The sequence below is a fragment of the Escherichia whittamii genome, assembly GCF_014836715.1.
Classification (GTDB): Bacteria; Pseudomonadota; Gammaproteobacteria; order Enterobacterales; family Enterobacteriaceae; genus Escherichia; species Escherichia whittamii.
The window spans coordinates 234,008-251,237 of the sequence record NZ_JACSQI010000003.1 but is presented as its reverse complement, the minus strand read 5'-3'; the positions used below and the strand labels follow the sequence as shown (position 1 = coordinate 251,237).

Annotated in this window: 17 protein-coding genes; 9 read left to right on the top strand and 8 right to left on the bottom strand. The window is 46.9% G+C overall.

The window, feature by feature from the left end:
• The first annotated feature begins 106 nt into the window (after positions 1–106).
• Positions 107–1,003 carry a LysR family transcriptional regulator SrsR gene (gene srsR / locus H9644_RS06905; RefSeq protein ID WP_064529766.1) on the top strand — a complete coding sequence of 299 codons (897 nt, stop codon included), beginning with the start codon at positions 107–109 and terminating at the stop codon, positions 1,001–1,003.
• Here the strand turns inward: srsR and scpC are convergent.
• The 8 genes from scpC to H9644_RS06865 form a co-directional block, all read right to left on the bottom strand.
• Positions 1,000–2,478 (bottom strand): propionyl-CoA:succinate CoA transferase, encoded by a 1,479-nt coding sequence (gene scpC, locus H9644_RS06900; protein WP_064529767.1) that lies wholly within the window; start codon positions 2,476–2,478, stop codon positions 1,000–1,002. The two genes, srsR and scpC, sit on opposite strands and share 4 nt — an antisense overlap.
• 25 nt (positions 2,479–2,503) lie before the next feature.
• Positions 2,504–3,289 (bottom strand): methylmalonyl-CoA decarboxylase, encoded by a 786-nt coding sequence (gene scpB / locus H9644_RS06895; protein WP_191773880.1) that lies wholly within the window; start codon positions 3,287–3,289, stop codon positions 2,504–2,506.
• Positions 3,290–3,299: 10 nt separating this feature from the next.
• On the bottom strand, positions 3,300–4,295 hold the full coding sequence (gene meaB / locus H9644_RS06890) for a methylmalonyl Co-A mutase-associated GTPase MeaB (protein WP_191773878.1): 996 nt from the start codon (positions 4,293–4,295) through the stop codon (positions 3,300–3,302).
• Entirely contained in the window at positions 4,288–6,432 is a 2,145-nt protein-coding gene (gene scpA / locus H9644_RS06885; protein ID WP_191773876.1) for a methylmalonyl-CoA mutase, read from the bottom strand. The genes meaB and scpA overlap by 8 nt, the downstream gene beginning before the upstream one ends.
• 203 nt (positions 6,433–6,635) lie before the next feature.
• The gene (gene argP, locus H9644_RS06880; RefSeq protein ID WP_000828349.1) at positions 6,636–7,529 is read right to left on the bottom strand and encodes a DNA-binding transcriptional regulator ArgP; all 894 of its coding nucleotides are present in this window, start codon (positions 7,527–7,529) and stop codon (positions 6,636–6,638) included.
• A 69-nt stretch (positions 7,530–7,598) separates the two neighbouring features.
• Positions 7,599–8,036 carry a ferredoxin reductase domain-containing protein gene (locus tag H9644_RS06875; protein WP_225221310.1) on the bottom strand — a complete coding sequence of 146 codons (438 nt, stop codon included), beginning with the start codon at positions 8,034–8,036 and terminating at the stop codon, positions 7,599–7,601.
• 179 nt (positions 8,037–8,215) lie between these two features.
• Complete coding sequence (locus H9644_RS06870; RefSeq protein ID WP_064529772.1) at positions 8,216–8,476, bottom strand: YdgH/BhsA/McbA family protein; 261 nt, start codon at positions 8,474–8,476, stop codon at positions 8,216–8,218.
• 16 nt (positions 8,477–8,492) lie between these two features.
• Positions 8,493–9,119 (bottom strand): FMN-dependent NADH-azoreductase, encoded by a 627-nt coding sequence (locus H9644_RS06865; protein WP_191773873.1) that lies wholly within the window; start codon positions 9,117–9,119, stop codon positions 8,493–8,495.
• Between the two features lie 100 nt (positions 9,120–9,219).
• On the opposite strand from H9644_RS06865, the gene H9644_RS06860 reads away from it, so the two are divergent.
• The 8 genes from H9644_RS06860 to H9644_RS06825 all read left to right on the top strand — a co-directional run bounded on the left by H9644_RS06860 (position 9,220) and on the right by H9644_RS06825 (position 17,225).
• The gene (locus H9644_RS06860) at positions 9,220–10,116 is read left to right on the top strand and encodes a LysR family transcriptional regulator (protein ID WP_191773871.1); all 897 of its coding nucleotides are present in this window, start codon (positions 9,220–9,222) and stop codon (positions 10,114–10,116) included.
• Between the two features lie 55 nt (positions 10,117–10,171).
• Positions 10,172–10,831: a ribose-5-phosphate isomerase RpiA gene (gene rpiA, locus H9644_RS06855; RefSeq protein ID WP_024191163.1), complete on the top strand. Its 660-nt coding sequence runs from the start codon at positions 10,172–10,174 to the stop codon at positions 10,829–10,831.
• Between the two features lie 254 nt (positions 10,832–11,085).
• On the top strand, positions 11,086–12,318 hold the full coding sequence (gene serA / locus H9644_RS06850; RefSeq protein WP_064529774.1) for a phosphoglycerate dehydrogenase: 1,233 nt from the start codon (positions 11,086–11,088) through the stop codon (positions 12,316–12,318).
• A gap of 243 nt (positions 12,319–12,561) precedes the next feature.
• Positions 12,562–12,606 (top strand): hypothetical protein, encoded by a 45-nt coding sequence (locus H9644_RS06845; protein WP_191774066.1) that lies wholly within the window; start codon positions 12,562–12,564, stop codon positions 12,604–12,606.
• Between the two features lie 339 nt (positions 12,607–12,945).
• The gene (locus H9644_RS06840) at positions 12,946–13,428 is read left to right on the top strand and encodes a PTS sugar transporter subunit IIA (protein ID WP_191773869.1); all 483 of its coding nucleotides are present in this window, start codon (positions 12,946–12,948) and stop codon (positions 13,426–13,428) included.
• Positions 13,429–13,448: 20 nt separating this feature from the next.
• Positions 13,449–13,727, top strand: a complete 279-nt coding sequence (locus H9644_RS06835) for a PTS sugar transporter subunit IIB (RefSeq protein WP_064529775.1) — start codon at positions 13,449–13,451, stop codon at positions 13,725–13,727.
• Positions 13,728–13,758: 31 nt separating this feature from the next.
• On the top strand, positions 13,759–15,126 hold the full coding sequence (locus H9644_RS06830; RefSeq protein WP_064529776.1) for a PTS galactitol transporter subunit IIC: 1,368 nt from the start codon (positions 13,759–13,761) through the stop codon (positions 15,124–15,126).
• 41 nt (positions 15,127–15,167) lie between these two features.
• Positions 15,168–17,225, top strand: coding sequence for a BglG family transcription antiterminator (locus H9644_RS06825; RefSeq protein WP_191774063.1), 2,058 nt, complete (start codon positions 15,168–15,170; stop codon positions 17,223–17,225).
• Positions 17,226–17,230: the final 5 nt, after the last annotated feature.

The window sequence follows — 17,230 nt, the reverse complement described above, 5'->3', positions numbered from 1 at the left end:
ATTTTCTGTAAAACCATGACGTAAGCACCTATTTTTGCTTGCGATTTCATTAAGGATGAACTGACTGAAACGGTTAAGCGGACAGGGATGTTTGGAGGAAGCGGCGATGGATATTTTTATTTCGAAAAAGATGCGCAATTTTATTTTATTAGCGCAAACCAATAATATTGCCCGGGCGGCAGAAAAGTTACATATGACTGCTTCACCGTTCGGCAAAAGTATTTCCGCCCTGGAGGAACAAATTGGTTATACATTATTTACCCGTAAAGATAATAATATCAGTCTTAATAAAGCCGGGCAGGAGCTTTATCAAAAACTCTTCCCGGTTTACCAACGGCTTTCTGCTATCGATAATGAAATTCATAATTCCGGACGTCGTTCTCGTGAAATTGTGATTGGTATCGATAATACTTATCCGACGATTATTTTTGATCAGTTAATTAGCCTGGGGGATAAGTATGAAGGTGTGACGGCCCAGCCGGTTGAGTTCAGCGAAAATGAGGTTATCGACAATCTGTTCTATCGTCAGCTTGATTTTATTATCTCTCCGCAGCATGTTTCCGCTCGTGTACAGGGGTTGGATAATCTAACAATGAGTGAACTACCGCCGCTACGACTGGGGTTTCTCGTTTCTCGCCGTTATGAAGAGCGTCAGGAGCAGGAGTTATTACAGGAGCTGCCCTGGTTACAGATGCGCTTTCAAAACCGTGCTAATTATGAAGCGATGATTGATGCGAACATGCGCCCTTGTGGGATCAATCCAACAATTATTTATCGCCCATACAGTTTTATGGCCAAAATCAGCGCCGTTGAGCATGGACATTTTCTTACGGTGATCCCACATTTTGCATGGCGGCTGGTGAACCCAGCTACGTTGAAATATTTTGATGCACCGCATACGCCAATGTATATGCAGGAATATCTTTATTCACTGAAAAATCATCGCTATACCGCCACGCTGCTACAGCAAATTGCTGAAGATCGTGACGGTACGAGCGATTAACCCAGCATTGAGCCAGTTTCGAGATAATTACGATGCAGATCGAAAACGTGGCTAAGATCGTGGTGAATATGCCCGCCGGGCGCATTCTCCAGATAGCGATGCAGATAGTCACGGTACATAGGATGCGCGCAGTTATCGATGATTGTGCGCGCGCGCTGAAGTGGAGAGAGGCCACGCAAGTCGGCGATCCCTTGTTCTGTGATGATCACTTTCACGCTGTGTTCGCTGTGATCAACATGGCTGCACATAGGCACGATGGTTGAGATTTTACCTTCCCTGGCGATAGATGGCGCCATAAAGATCGACAAGTAAGCATTGCGTTCAAAATCGCCGCTACCACCGATACCATTCATTAAATTAACGCCGACTACGTGCGTTGAGTTGGCGTGTCCGTAAATATCAAACTCGAGGCCGACATTCAGAGCGATAACACCAAGGCGGCGGATAATTTCTGGGTTATTGGAAATCTCCTGCGGACGTAACACAATGCGGCTGGCGAAGTAATCCATATTGGCGTAAATCTTGCGCAGTGAGTCGGCAGAAATTGTCAGACTGGAGGCGCTGGCGCCGGTAATTTTACCGGTTTCCAGAAGATGAACCACAGACTCCTGTAGCACTTCCGAATACATCATAAACGGAGGAATATCCTGGTTTTCACCCAGGCGCGCCATTACCGCATTATTGATGTTGCCTACCCCACTTTGCAGTGGCAGAAATTCCCGCGGAATGCGCCCCTGCGCCATTTCACGCAACAAAAAGGTGATCACATTGTCGGCGATTTGCTGGCACATGGGATTTTGTTTATCCAGCGAGTTACCTGCATCAGGTAAGTTGGTTTCCACGACGGCGACAATTTTTTTCGGATCGATTTGTACATAACGTGTACCGACGCGATCCATCGCATGGAAGATCGAAACGCTATTGCGCCGCGGTGGTGCACCAGGAGTCACAATATCCGCCAGTTCTGCGACGCGAGGGTCGTGATAATGATTGAGCTCAATGATCACTTTCTTTGCACGCAGCAACCAGGTCGGGGCATTACCGATCCCACTGGTTAACCAGACGCGACCATCCGGAGCGAGGGCTGAGGCTTCAATTACCGCAACATCAATGTCGCCGAAAAAGCCGTAGTTGACCATTTGCGCCACTTCGCTCAAATGCAGATCAACAAAACTAACCGCCCCCTGATTGATCTTTTTACGTAATCCCGATGATGTCTGATATGGCGCGCGCCATGAAACGGCGTCAGCTTCAGAGAGAATGTCATCGGCGGCGGCACTAATCGACGCTCCGGTCAGCAGGCGAATTTGATACGGTTTTTTCGCCTCATGTTGTTCATTGGCGCGACGGGCAATGGCGACAGGAAGAGCCTTGGGCGAACCCGCAGGGGTAAAACCACTGAATGCCACCATATCGTTGTGCTGGATAATTTCCGCCGCTTCATCGGCGGTCATCCTTGTCCGGGTAATATTCATCCTTTGCTCCTTAGTTCGTGGATCATTAATGACCGACGAAATTAGGTTTACGTTTTTCCAGGAAGGCGTTCATACCTTCCTGATAATCTTCGCTGTCATAAACCGCCCGACGCATCCCTTGAATACGCTCAAATTCATCTGAATTCATGGTGTGTGCTTCACCCAGTACGCGCAGCTCTTCCTTGATTACTGCAATGGCTAACGGTGCTTTTTCGGAAATGTGGTGAGCCATTTGTAAGGTGAAATCTTCCAGTTCGTCGGCCTCAACAACGTGGTTGAGAATGCCAACAGCCAGCGCGCGTTGGGCGGTGATTGGCGAAGCGGTAAAAATCAGCTCTTTGACAATGTGGAAACCCGCGTCGCGAGTCAGGTTGTGGATCCCCACCAGGTTATACGGTACGCCCAGGTTGACTGGCGTTATTGAGAAGGTAGAAGTACTGGCGGCGATGATCAGATCAGAACTCATGATCATTTCAAATGCGCCACCCCAGACGCTACCTTCGACCATCGAAATTACCGGTTTAGGGCATTTTTGGATCACGCGGGTAATTTGACGTAGTGGATCATCGTAAGAGAGCGGATCGCGACCTCCTGATGGCAACTCATGAATGTCGTGACCTGCGGAAAAGACTTTGGAACCACTTGGGGCGCGCAGAATGATGCAGCGGATTTCTGGACGGTTGAGATCGTTTAATGCCTGAATCAAATCATCAATAAAGACTTTACTTAACGCATTGAGTTTGCGGGTATAGTTAAACTCAATGACCGCCACTTTGCTGATGATGGTTACATTAACATACTGATAAGACATAAAAATTCCCTTAATTAAAATACTGAGTCTGGATAAAATCACTGAGCTGCCGTAAACCTGTGCGCGGCGAGAGCATATTATTTTTGACCGCTAATAGCGTTTGGCTGTAATAGCGATCGAAATCTTCATTAGTGAACAGGTGGTGCAGCACCTCTTCTTCGGTCTGTTTACGCAACCATTCCATCGATTGTTGTTGCCGCACCTGTTGTAAACGACCGCTGGTGGTCAGCGCGGTTTTGAAATCGATAATTGCGCGCCAAATCTCATCGATGCCGCATTTTTCCAGTGCACTACAGGTGAGGACCTGGGGCTGCCATTCGTCATATTTTCGACGCAGAATATGCAGAGCGCTTTCGTACATATGGCGGGCAATGGCGACATTCGTGTGGTTATCACCATCATCTTTGTTGATGACAATCAGATCTGCCATCTCCATCAAACCCTTTTTAATGCCCTGGAGATCATCGCCGCCACCGGCAATCTGTAGCGAGATAAAGCAGTCCACCATGCGGGCGACTTCCGTTTCTGACTGCCCGACGCCGACGGTTTCAACGATCACCACGTCATAACCCGCCGCTTCACATAACAGCATTAACTCCCGCGCCCGCTGACTGGCGCCGCCAAGGTGACCAGATGACGGAACCGGGCGAATAAACGCTGCATCGGCACGCGCCAGCTCGGTCATACGAGTTTTATCCCCAAGGATGCTGCCACCGGTCACTGGACTGCTGGGATCGACGGCAATCACTGCGACCTTAAGCCCCTGGCGAATCAGTAACATGCCAAAGGCTTCAAGAAAGGTACTTTTTCCTGCTCCTGGCGTGCCGGTAACGCCCAGTCGCAGGGCGTTACCACAAAACGGCATGATGGCATCAAGCAGTTGAGTGCTGAGTGCCTGATGGCGAGAGTGGCGGCTTTCAACCAGCGTCATGGCCTGGGCGAGCGTAGCACGCTCACCCAGACGTAGGCGCCGAATGCTGTCTGCCAGCGTGGCTTCGTTAATCATGATGTTGGCTAATCCGGTTTAGCACATCACGCACGCTGTCGAGCATGGGAGTACCAGGGCCGTAAATCGCCGCCACGCCACGCTCTTGCAGGAAGGCATAATCTTGCGGCGGAATAACGCCACCGGCGACCACGCAAATATCTTTGCGCCCCCATTTTTTCAGGGCTTCAACCAGTTCCGGGATCAGCGTTTTATGTCCTGCTGCAAGCGAGGACGCGCCCACCACATGAACATCGTTTTCCACTGCCAGGCGGGCGATCTCTTCCGGCGTGGAGAACATGGGACTTAAATCAACATCGAAACCAAGATCGGAATAGGCGCTGGCAATGACTTTCGCCCCGCGATCGTGTCCATCTTGTCCCATTTTTGCGATCAGAATGCGTGGCCGACGGCCATTATTCGCGAGGAACTGCTCCGTTTGCGCAACAATTGCATCAAACTCGAAGGCTGATTTTTCCGACTGATGATAGCTTTGCGCAATGACGCCGGTAACACACTGGCTCGGTACCAGATAACGATCAAAAGCGGCTTCCAGCGCATCGGATATTTCACCCAGCGTCGCGCGAACGCGAGCCGCATTAACTGCGGCAGCCAGCAGGTTTTCGTTATGCTGTGCAGCGTGAGTCAAGGCGTTCAGCGCGCTAGTTACGGCATCATCATCACGGGTGGCGCGAATGCGTTCCAGCGAAGCAATTTGCTCGTTACGTACCATCACGTTGTCGATTTCAAGGACATCAGTTTCATCTTCGTGATCCAGCTTGTACTTGTTGACGCCGACGATCACGCGTTTACCCTGATCGATCAAAGACTGTTCACGGGCAGACGCTTCTTCGATCATCCGTTTTGGCAGACCTGCCTCGATCGCCTTCGCCATGCCTCCGGCTTCGTCGATCTGATCAATGATGGCTCTGGCCTGTTTCACGATCTGATCGGTTAGCGACTCAACGTAATAAGAACCGGCCAGTGGATCGACGGTGCGACAGAGTTCTGACTCTTCCTGAATAATGATCTGGGTGTTACGGGCAATACGTGCCGAAAAATCGGTCGGCAGACCAAGCGCTTCGTCAAAGGCATTTGTATGCAGCGACTGAGTTCCGCCAAGGGTGGCTGCCAACGCTTCAATGGTGGTGCGGATAACGTTGTTATAGGGATCCTGTTCGGTGAGACTCCAGCCGGAGGTTTGACAGTGGGTGCGCAGCGCCAGCGATTTCGGATCTTTGGCGCCAAATCCGCTTACTGCTTCGCTCCAGAGATAACGTGCGGCGCGCAGCATGGCGACGTTCATAAACAGGTCCATGCCGATACCAAAGAAGAATGACAGGCGCGGAGCGAAGTCATCAATTTTTAAGCCAGCAGAGAGAGCGGCTTTGATGTACTCAATCCCATCGGCGAGAGTAAACGCCACCTGTTGCACGCAGTTCGCACCAGCTTCGCCCATGTGGTAGCCGCTGATACTAATGGTATTGAAGCGCGGCATATTGCCGGAACACCAGGCGATAATGTCAGCGATAATGCGCATAGAAGGTTTCGGTGGGTAAATATAGGTATTGCGGCAGAGGTACTCTTTGAGGATATCGTTCTGAATTGTACCCGTCAGTTTATCAGGGGGAACGCCTTGCTCTTCTGCCGCCACGATATAAAAGGCCAGCACTGGCAGGACTGCACCGTTCATGGTCATCGAAACCGACATTTTATCCAGCGGGATTTGGTCGAATAGCACCTTCATATCTTCTACGGTGTCGATAGCGACGCCCGCTTTGCCAACATCGCCCGCCACGCGCGGGTTATCGGAGTCGTAGCCACGGTGGGTGGCAAGGTCAAATGCCACGGAAAGACCTTTTTGTCCGGCAGCCAGGTTACGGCGATAAAAAGCGTTGGACTCTTTTGCTGTCGAGAAACCGGCATACTGACGGATGGTCCACGGTTGGGCGGTATACATAGTGGCGCGGGGACCACGAACGTAGGGCGGCAAGCCAGGAAGGGTACCGGTCACTTCCAGATTGTCGAGATCGGCTTCGGTATACAGTGGCTTGATGGCGATCCCTTCCGCCGTTTGCTGAACCAGCGAGTCGACGGTTTTCTCCCGACGGCTCAACTCCTTGTTGGCAAGCTGTTGCCACTCTTGCACGTTTGACATTATTTGCTCCATAAAACGCAATAAAAATTAGGGGGTTTGCGCTTACGGTGAGCTTTTTATACGGGTTTGTCGCCAGCAAAAAAAATGTAATGGGGCGTCTTTTTTTGCCGTGTGAGATTTGTCTGTTTTGTGACGTTATTCAAAGAATAAAAAAGGAAAAAAGAAAAACGCCTGATATGTGCTACCAGACGTTAACTGATTGATTAATCCTGACGAAGCACTTTGTGACCATAGTCGAGCAAAGCATCAGTGACTTTACGCATCATGCGGCTTTCTGGGGCAAAGCGATGCCAGTAGAGCATTCGCCGTTGGAATAGCCCGGGCGTCAGGTCAATCAACTCTCCGCTGGCCAATTCTTTTTCAATTTGCAGGTGTGGGATCATACAGCAGGTTGTACCCTGACGAGCGAGTTGCACGAAAGCTTCGGACGAGTTAACGATATGGCACGGTACGCTACCTGGCGGCAGATCGAAGTTTTGCTGCAAAAATGCCTGATGCATATCGTCAAGATGGTCAAAGGCGACTACCGGTGCTTTGAGCAGCGCAGAGCGGCTTACTCCGTTGGGGAAGTATTTCTCGGCAAACGGTTTGGAGCTGACGAACAGATAGTCGAGCGCGCCAAGTTTATCAACCAGGCAACTAGGCAGCGCCTGATGTTGAATACTCACCGCGCCGACCACTTCACCACGACGCAGGCGTTCCTGGGTGCGAGTTTCATCTTCCACCTGTAAGTTCAGGCGAATGGGCGAATCAGCCAGTACAGGAGCCAGTGCCGGAAGCAACCAGGTTGCCAGACTGTCGGCGTTGACTGCCAGCGAGAGCAGTAGTGGGGTGGAACCCGTTTGTTCATCGCCCAGCCACTCTTCTTCCAGCAGCTCGACCTGGCGAAGCAGTGCCAGTAATTTTTGCCCTTGTTCTGTCGGGCGTGGGGGAACAGTACGCACCAACAGCGGCTGCCCGAACATATTTTCCAGCTGCTTAATGCGTTGTGAGACGGCTGATTGCGTAATGCACAACTTTTGTGCCGCGCGCTCAAATCCTCGTTCACGTATCACCGCATCCAGTGCCTGTAATGTCCTGTAGTCCGGGCGTTTCATTTCTCTAACCTGCTCCTCAAATATTCTCATGCCGAACTATGACATAATTTTGCTTTGGGTACAGAGTATTTAACGCATACAAAAGCGGTCATAGTGGAAATTTTGGTTGGCAATACCATTTTCACGTAATCCTTTGCCGAGCGCTTTGGCAAAACTCTGTGGGCCGCAAAACCAGAAATGGGTATCGCATCTATCTGCTATTTTATCAGTCAGATTTTGCACCTGTAGGTACTCACCTTTATGCGCATCAAGCAGATGCAGTGTGACACCGGCAAGGATACAAAGTGAGGTAAGTTTATCAACATACCAGGCATCCTCGCCTCGGCTGATGCAATACCAGAGATCTACAGGAACAGGGGACGCACCATGCTGGCTCAAATACTCAAGCTGGGCTATAAAGAGAGTAATGCCGATGCCCGGCACCTTGTTAAGCCGTGATGAACGCAACGGTAAACACATCGTCAGCGTCATCAGACACCATGCAATGGTCCCCGTAAAAAAGAACATATTTTGCCGGAAGAACCATACTGGCGTGATTGGCTTTTCACGAAAAATAGCACCGGACGAAAAAAAATAAGGCATGCGACAAAGCAAACCAACGTACCTGTAAGATTAGCTTTTTCATTTTTGATTTCGTTTTGGTAGCGGGGCATAGAATAATTCTATGCTCCCGTTAAATAGGGTGATTATTTATAGAAAATCACAGTGGCGTGGATATAATTTTTACCGGAGAAAGAACTGATGTAATAATTGCTGGCTTGTAACTCTTCCGCCTTTTCTTTGATTTGACTTTCAACACCCGCTGGATTGCTATTGTGTGTAGACATGCTCACTTTTGATAGCTGTTCAAGGTTATTGTCCGGTTTTTGTATCTCGGTTGCTGCAAATGCGTGTCCAGTGAGAGTGCAAAGAAACAGCGCAGCAAATAAATTTTGCTTAATAGACATAATAACTCCTTTTATATTAAAGATGATTAAATACTTGTGTAATGAGATTAGGGATTTGCGCTAATGCATTTCTCTCAGCAAGTTCGCGCCCCGGCTGGGTTTTGTCGACGCCTTCGGCGCGCAAAATAGACGTGCTGCTAATTCCCATTAATTTCAGCGTGGTTTGCAGATAGCTTTCCTGATGATCCAGTGCCAGATGTGCCTCGTCGCAATAGATACCGCCGCGCGTCGAGACAATAAATGTGGGTTTATCCGTCAGTAACCCAACGGCGCCTGCCGGGGTAAAACGAAACGTTAAACCAGCCTGACAGACCTGATCTATCCAGGTTTTGAGGCCGGATGAAACGCTGTGATTAATCATCGGCGCGCCAATAATGAGCACATCGCACGATGCCAGCTCTTCAATAGCGGCGTGAATATCATTCACCTCTTGCTGAATTTGTGTGTTCCTGCACTCTGCTTTACCGCAAAGCGCCAGAAAGGTTTCTTCACGCAAATGGGGCGGCGGTGTCAGGCCAACGTCGCGATGAATAATTGAGGCTTGCGGGAAGCGTAGGGAAAGCGCTTCTACCAACGCCTGACTTAATTTCCGCGAACTTGAATGTTTAAGCATTGGGCTGCTGTCGATATGGAGAATTTTCATGGGGTTGCTCTCATTTTTGCGATGAGAGAAGTTTAACTGTTGTTGATATGGTGATTAAATAGACAAAATTGAACTTCATTGTTGCGAAAATAGAACAATCATGATCGACTGGAATGATTACTACTACTTTGCCCTGATTGCCGATGAAGGCAGTTACAGCCAGGCAGCGCTGCGTGCGGGCGTGTCGAAATCGGTATTAAGTCGACGAATGACAGCGCTGGAAGAGCGCCTTGGCGTGCGGCTGATCCAGCGAACCACGCGGCGTCTGGCCCTGACTGCAGCAGGAGAACAGTTTGCCGTCGAGTGTCGGGCGCTGGTGGCGCAGGGGGAACGGGCCAGAGCGGTGGTGATGGCCGCCCAGGAAAGCCCACAGGGAATGCTGCGCGTCAGCGCACCGGTATTTATGGCTGAAACATGGTTTGGTGAGTTTGTCAGTGAGTTTATTGCCCGCTGGCCCCTGACGAAGGTGCAACTGCTGGCAATTAATCGCCCAGTGGATATGGTCGCTGAAGGCATTGATATCGCGCTGGTTACGGCTTCCGGCGCGCTTGCGGACTCGACGCTGCATTATAAAAAATTACATACCCAGACTGATATTTTAGTTGCCAGTTCGCAGTGGCTAGCCCGCCATCCGCAGGTGAAGGCCATTGACGATCTTAACCACGTCGACGGGATCCTTCGCCTGGCAAACAATGGCGGGAGCCAGTGGCAGTTAATTAATGGCGAACAGGAAATTACGCTGCATCCCGAAGCGCGTTTGCAGTCAAATAACCTTCGCGCCATGTTGCAGGCCGTGCTTGGCGGGAATGGCGTGGCGTTATTGCCTCAGTTTGCCTGTAAACAGGGGCTTGCGAACGGGGAGCTGGTGCGCCTGTTTGCACCGTGGAGCGGCATACCCAGACCGTTGTATGCTTTATTTGCGGGGCGAAAGGGGATGCCCGCCATTGCGCGATATTTTATGGATGAGTTAACCGCGCGACTTGCCAACGGGGTCTGATTGGCTTTTTTTGTATATAATGCGAGTGAAATTTCATACCACAGGCGAAACGATCATGACGCAGGATGAATTGAAAAAAGCAGTAGGATGGGCGGCACTTCAGTATGTTCAGCCCGGTACCATTGTGGGCGTAGGTACAGGTTCCACCGCCGCACACTTTATTGATGCGCTCGGCACAATGAAAGGCCAGATTGAGGGGGCGGTTTCCAGTTCTGATGCATCCACTGAAAAACTGAAAAGCCTCGGCATTCACGTTTTTGATCTCAACGAGGTAGACAGCCTCGGCATCTACGTTGATGGCGCAGATGAAATCAACGGCCACATGCAGATGATCAAAGGCGGCGGTGCGGCGCTGACCCGTGAAAAAATCATTGCCTCGGTCGCAGAAAAATTTATCTGCATCGCGGACGCCTCCAAGCAGGTCGATATTTTGGGTAAATTCCCGCTGCCAGTAGAAGTTATCCCGATGGCGCGTAGTGCGGTAGCTCGTCAACTGGTGAAACTGGGTGGCCGCCCTGAATACCGTCAGGGCGTTGTGACCGATAACGGCAACGTTATCCTCGACGTCCATGGAATGGAAATTCTTGACCCGGTAGCGATGGAAAACGCGATTAACGCCATTCCTGGCGTGGTTACTGTTGGTCTGTTTGCTAACCGTGGTGCGGATGTTGCGCTGATCGGCACGCCTGACGGCGTCAAAACTATTGTGAAATGATCTGACGGGGGAACCTCCCCCGTTAAAAAAATTCTCTTCGTTAAATTTGGTGACATGTGTCACGTTTTTGCCTGACCGTTGCCGAACTTGCTAAATAAAGTCTGATTTCCAGCATTTTGCTCTAATAATCATTGTCATCTGATATTTCGTCATCTTCGCGACGCAAACGTTCATATTGCCGCAATATTATTTTTTGATATGTTGAAAGGCGGATGCAAATCCGCACACAACATTTCAAAGACAGGATTGGGTAAATGGCAAAGGTATCGCTGGAGAAAGACAAGATTAAGTTTCTGTTGGTAGAAGGCGTGCATCAAAAGGCACTCGAAAGCCTTCGTGCAGCAGGTTACACCAACATCGAATTTCACAAAGGCGCGTTGGATGATGAACAATTAAAAGAATCCATCCGCGATGCCCACTTCATCGGCCTGCGATCCCGTACCCATCTGACCGAAGACGTGATCAACGCCGCAGAAAAACTGGTCGCTATTGGCTGTTTCTGCATCGGGACAAACCAGGTCGATTTAAATGCTGCGGCAAAACGCGGAATCCCGGTATTTAATGCCCCGTTCTCAAATACGCGTTCCGTTGCTGAGTTGGTGATTGGCGAACTTCTGCTGCTATTGCGCGGAGTACCGGAAGCCAACGCCAAAGCGCACCGTGGCGTGTGGAACAAACTGGCCGCAGGTTCTTTTGAAGCGCGCGGTAAAAAGCTGGGCATTATTGGTTATGGTCATATTGGTACGCAGTTGGGCATTCTGGCGGAATCGCTGGGGATGTATGTTTACTTCTATGATATTGAAAACAAACTGCCACTGGGCAACGCCACTCAGGTGCAACATCTTTCCGACCTGCTGAATATGAGCGATGTAGTAAGTCTGCATGTGCCAGAGAATGCGTCTACCAAAAACATGATGGGCGCGAAAGAGATCTCGCTGATGAAGCCCGGCTCGCTGCTGATTAACGCTTCGCGCGGAACGGTGGTCGATATTCCGGCGCTGTGTGACGCCCTGGCGAGCAAACATCTGGCAGGGGCAGCAATTGACGTGTTCCCGACAGAACCGGCGACCAACAGCGATCCGTTTACCTCTCCGCTGTGCGAATTCGACAATGTTCTGCTGACGCCACATATTGGCGGTTCGACTCAGGAAGCTCAGGAGAATATCGGCCTGGAAGTTGCGGGTAAATTGATCAAGTACTCTGACAATGGTTCTACGCTCTCTGCGGTGAACTTCCCGGAAGTCTCGCTGCCGCTACATGGTGGTCGCCGTCTGATGCACATTCACGAAAATCGTCCGGGTGTGCTGACTGCGCTGAACAAAATATTTGCCGAGCAGGGCGTCAACATCGCCGCGCAATATCTGCAAACCTCCGCTCAGATGGGTTACGTGGTCATCGATATTGAAGCTGACGAAGACGTTGCTGAAAAAGCATTGCAGGCAATGAAAGCTATTCCGGGTACCATTCGCGCCCGTCTACTGTACTAATTCCCCTTCTCTGACAATCAACGGGCAGGTCACTGACTTGCCCGTTTTTTTATCCCTTTTACTGCGCTAATTACTGCATTTGCACCGCCGTGTAATCGCCTTTGCGAGCCTGCTCGAAGAAATAAATTAAAGCCAGATCAATGCGTTGTGTTTATTCAAAGAGGATTTACGATGGCGGGGCAGCACAGGGCTGTAACGGTAAAGCCCTCACCGAAGCGAGGGCTTAAAGGAGAAGGACTTGTCATCATACTGATTGTACTGTTACTGATAAGTTTGCCAGCTTATTAACAGTCAGTCTCAGGGGAGGAGTAATCCTCCCTTACCCTTACTCACTAAATTAGGTTAAAGAATCAACGATGTCAATCAGGGCGATGCAGGCGCGTCGCCCTGAACTGATCTTTTTGTACAGAAACCACATTCAAAATTATATAAGTCATATTTCGTTCGCCAGCATATTATTCACATTATGAATGTAGCTGAAATTTCATATTCGTAAATATGTGATTTTAATCGCGCCTTTTATCACAATGATGCACAACGCGGTGCCGAAAATTTGTGATCAAATAATCTTGTGGTTTTTGTGGGTAATTTTATTATCCAGTTATTAAGATCTGGCGGGGTATTATTATGAATGTAATTAATCAGAGTTCGACAAATATCATAAGGTTTACAGAGGAGTTGGTTTTTTTGAATCAATACTTCACTGATACTGATGATTTCTTTCTTAAAGTAAGCGAAAAAATTCTGACTGCGAATTTAGTAACGAGCAACTTTCCTCATCGCATTGCTTTGCGTGAGAGAGAATATCCTACCGGGTTGGTGCTGAATCCATTTTCAATTGCTATACCTCATACTGATACTGAATTTGTAAAAGAACCATTTATCGCTTTTTATCAACTTGCCGATGAGATGTGCTGGAATGAAATGGGCGCAGACGAAAATAAGATAAAAGTAAAGTTTATTATATTGTTAGGTCTGGTAGATACTTCCAGTCATATTGATTTTCTGCAAAATCTGATCACCTTATTTTCAACTGAAAATCATGCTTATTGGTTAAGCGAAACCCAAAGTAGCCATGATGCTACTAATTACCTTAATAAGTATATTTAATTAAACTATAAGGAATTATCATGAAAAAGATTGTCGTGGCCTGTGGCAGTGGCGTTGCAACGTCTCAAACAGTAGCAAGTAAAGTGGGACGCCTGTTAAAAGAAAAAGGCTTTGAAGATATTAGAATTGAGGTAGTCGATCTAAAATCACTGGATAGCCATCTGCGTGATTCGGTGGCTTATGTGGCGATTACAAAAATAGATAAAGAGTACCCTGTACCTGTTATAAATGGCATTGCATTTCTAACAGGGATAGGTATGGAACAAGAATTACAAAAAATTATTAATCTTTGCCAATAGATAATAATCCCATCTACAAGGAATCAATATTATGGATTTTCTTGCGCAAATTATTAATTACATCCTGAACCTGGGCGCGCCGGTTTTTGTACCATTTATCATGTTGTTGGCTGGGCTATGTGTGAAAATGCGTTTTAAAGAAGCCAGTTCAGCAGCAATAACACTTGGTGTGGCTTTTGTGGGCATGAGTATGCTCATTGGCTTTATGGTTGGGGCAATTGGCGTTGCTGCTGAAGCAATGATGAAGCGAACAGGAATTGAACTTAGCATCATTGATGGTGGCTGGACCACTATGGCAAATATCTCCTGGGCCTGGCCTTATGCTTTTTTAATGTTTCCATTGCAGATTGGTATTAATATTTTGATGTTGGTACTGAAAAAAACCGATACTTTCAATGCCGATTTATGGAATGTCTGGGGAAAAATATTTACCGCATTTATTGTTGTGGGTTCGGTAACACCATTATTTGGCTCAACATGGGCATTGGTGATGGCATTTATTATTTCCTCTTTGCAAATAATCCTCGAACTGAAGTCTGGTGACCTGCACCAGTATCGCATTGAAAAAATGACAGGGATCCCGGGAATTACCTGTACGCACAGGATGATGTTTCTCGGTGCCATTTACTATCCTTTTGATGTACTGCTACGTAAAATTTCTTTACTGAATAAACCGATGGATGCTGCAGCTCTACGTAAGAAAGTTGGGATCTTTGCTGAAAACCATGTTATTGGATTTATCCTTGGGATACTGTTTGGCATAGTCGCGGGTTACGATGTAGCAAAAACACTGATGTTGGGAATACAGGCGGCTACGGCGTTACATCTATTTCCTGTCATTTCTAAGTTTTTTATGCAGGCATTATCGCCACTCTCTGAAGCTATTAGCGATTACATGAATAAGCGATTTTCAGGGCGTAAGCTTTTTGTCGGTATTGACTGGCCATTTCTTGGCGGTGCTAGTGAAATTTGGTTCGTTATCATTGTTGCGATTCCTCTCACCTTGTTTTGGGCTATAGTTTTACCGGGTAATAAAATCCTGCCTTTTGCTGGCATTATCAATATAGTGTTAGTGGTTCCGGCTTATCTGTTAACGCAGGGTAACACTTTGCGCATGGTCATTCTTAGTTTTATTGGTATTCCGTTCTTTTTATTTGTAGGTACTGAGTTTGCACCAATAATTACTGAGTTAGGGAATGCGACCAAAGCAATAAGTATTCCCCCCGGTGAACTTATTTCCAATAGCAGTATTGATGCGCCTGTATTTACCTATTCGTTTTCTCATCTATTTCAATTTATGCAAGGAAATTTTGTTCCATTAGTGATGGCAATAATCTGGAGTATTTGTTTTTACTTTTATTGTCGAGAGCTATCACAGGACTCAAAACGTGTAGAGTGAAAATCCTGACTCGCAATGCTTATAATAAAGAGGTTACTACTATGATTGATAACCGTATTTATGCTGTGCTGAATGCCATAGTACGTGAACCTCTTATTACCAGTGGAGAGTTGTGTAAGAAATTTGAATTAACCAGAAAACAACTCAGTTATACATTACATAAACTAAATGATTATCTGGCGACGAAAGAACTTTTGCCTGTTTCTCGCCAGCGCCACGGTGGCTTCAGTGTTGATACGAATGTATTATCACTTTTTTACAGCGATGTTGAATATCAGCTTAACGAGCGTTATGTTTATAGTGAAAAAGAAAGACATTATATTATATTATTTTTACTATTGTGCCGTAGTGAGAAAATCAAACTTTTTCACTTCACTCAAACATTGCATGTAAGCCAGAATACTATTCTTAATGATATTAAGAAAGTTAATTCAATAACTGATCGCTATGATGTTCAGGTCGTTTACGAAAGGAGACAAGGTTATTTTATTGAAGGCAGTGAAATCCAAAAAAGATATCTATTACTGGAAGTCGTGACTTATTGCCTGTCTAGTCCATTTTTTGAGGACTTCACTGTGGAGATAACTAAAAATATTGAACAGCACCGGAAAGTTTTTGCTGATGCGCTGACCTTAATTGAGCGAGAATTCAAAATATTTCTGACTGATGAAAAAGTCCAGCAACTTACTTTATACATGAGTCTGGTCGCTCTAAGAATTAGTGCTGGAAAAATTCTCCATGTTTTGCCAGAGCATATTCATGAAGTCTGTCGGACACGTGAATTTTTAATTATTGGTGATATTTTAAATAAGGCGGGTATTAATCAAGTTTCTGAACAATTATTTTTGACAGCAATAATCCGTAGTGCAAATATCCAGACAATTTCAGATCGTTATTTTAATCTGGAACCATTGTTGTTAGAAGGGATAGTGGCTGTTATCAATAACTTTGAAAAATTATGCTGCATTGCCTTTCGTGACAAAGATGAGTTGATTAACAAAATTTATCAACACTGGAAGCCAGCTTATTATCGCATTATTTATAACTTCACTTATGATTCTGGGGTTTATGAATTAATTGCTCAGGAGTTTAACTATCTTCATCAGCTTGTCATTCGTTCCATTAGCCCGCTGGAGAGTTTGCTGCAGCAAGCGCTACCGGAAGAGGAAGTTGCCTCATTGACGGTCATATTGGGGGGATGGTTAACACGTGAGGGATTGCTGTACAAGGTTAAAGTGAAAAAGTCTGGAGTTGTGGTGAGTTCAGGTAATGCCACTTTTTCTACATGGATTTTCTTAACGTTACAATCACTGCTGCCAGAAATCTACTTTCAGGATACCTTGTCATTTCGTGAGTATGAAAAATATACCAAAGAGCATGACGTTATTTTTAGCACCAGTCTTTTTTCTACTCATCGTCCTTTACTACTGATTAATTTACCTTTTGATAATGGACAAAAAAATACGCTGCGCTGTCAGACTCTTTCGTTATTGGGGTATCAGGATAATGACTCTGTGCAGGTTGAGAATGTCCTGGCAATTGTTGAACGGTATGGCACTATCCAACAACGAAAGGATCTTCGGACTGCTCTGGAAGATTACCTCTATAGCCATTCAAGACCCGTTAGTAATTTAGTGACATCCCATCCTTTACCCTCTTTGGCCAGTTTGTTGCAGAAAGATTTTATCACTCTTGAGATGGATATCCCGGAGACATGGCAAGAAGTGATCCATCTGGCCGCGTCGCCATTACTGAAAAATAAAGTAATCGAGCCATGTTATATATCTGCGATTATAAATAAAATAATGAACGAGCGACCCTATATTATGTTAGGGGAAGGTGTGGTAATTGCTCATGCCGGAGTTGATGAAGGCGTAAATAAAATTGGTTTTTCATTGTGTCGGTTGCCGCATCCGGTGCTGATAAATGATTATATATATGCAGACATTATCATTACCTGCGCAACCCATAATACGCAAGGTCATTTGAAAGCTTTATCACAGTTAAATAATTACCTTGAAGAGTGCAATGGTGCAAAATTCATCCGTGACGCGGTAGATAAAGAAGAGATTGTACGTGCGTTACAGTTCTATTCGTAATCAAC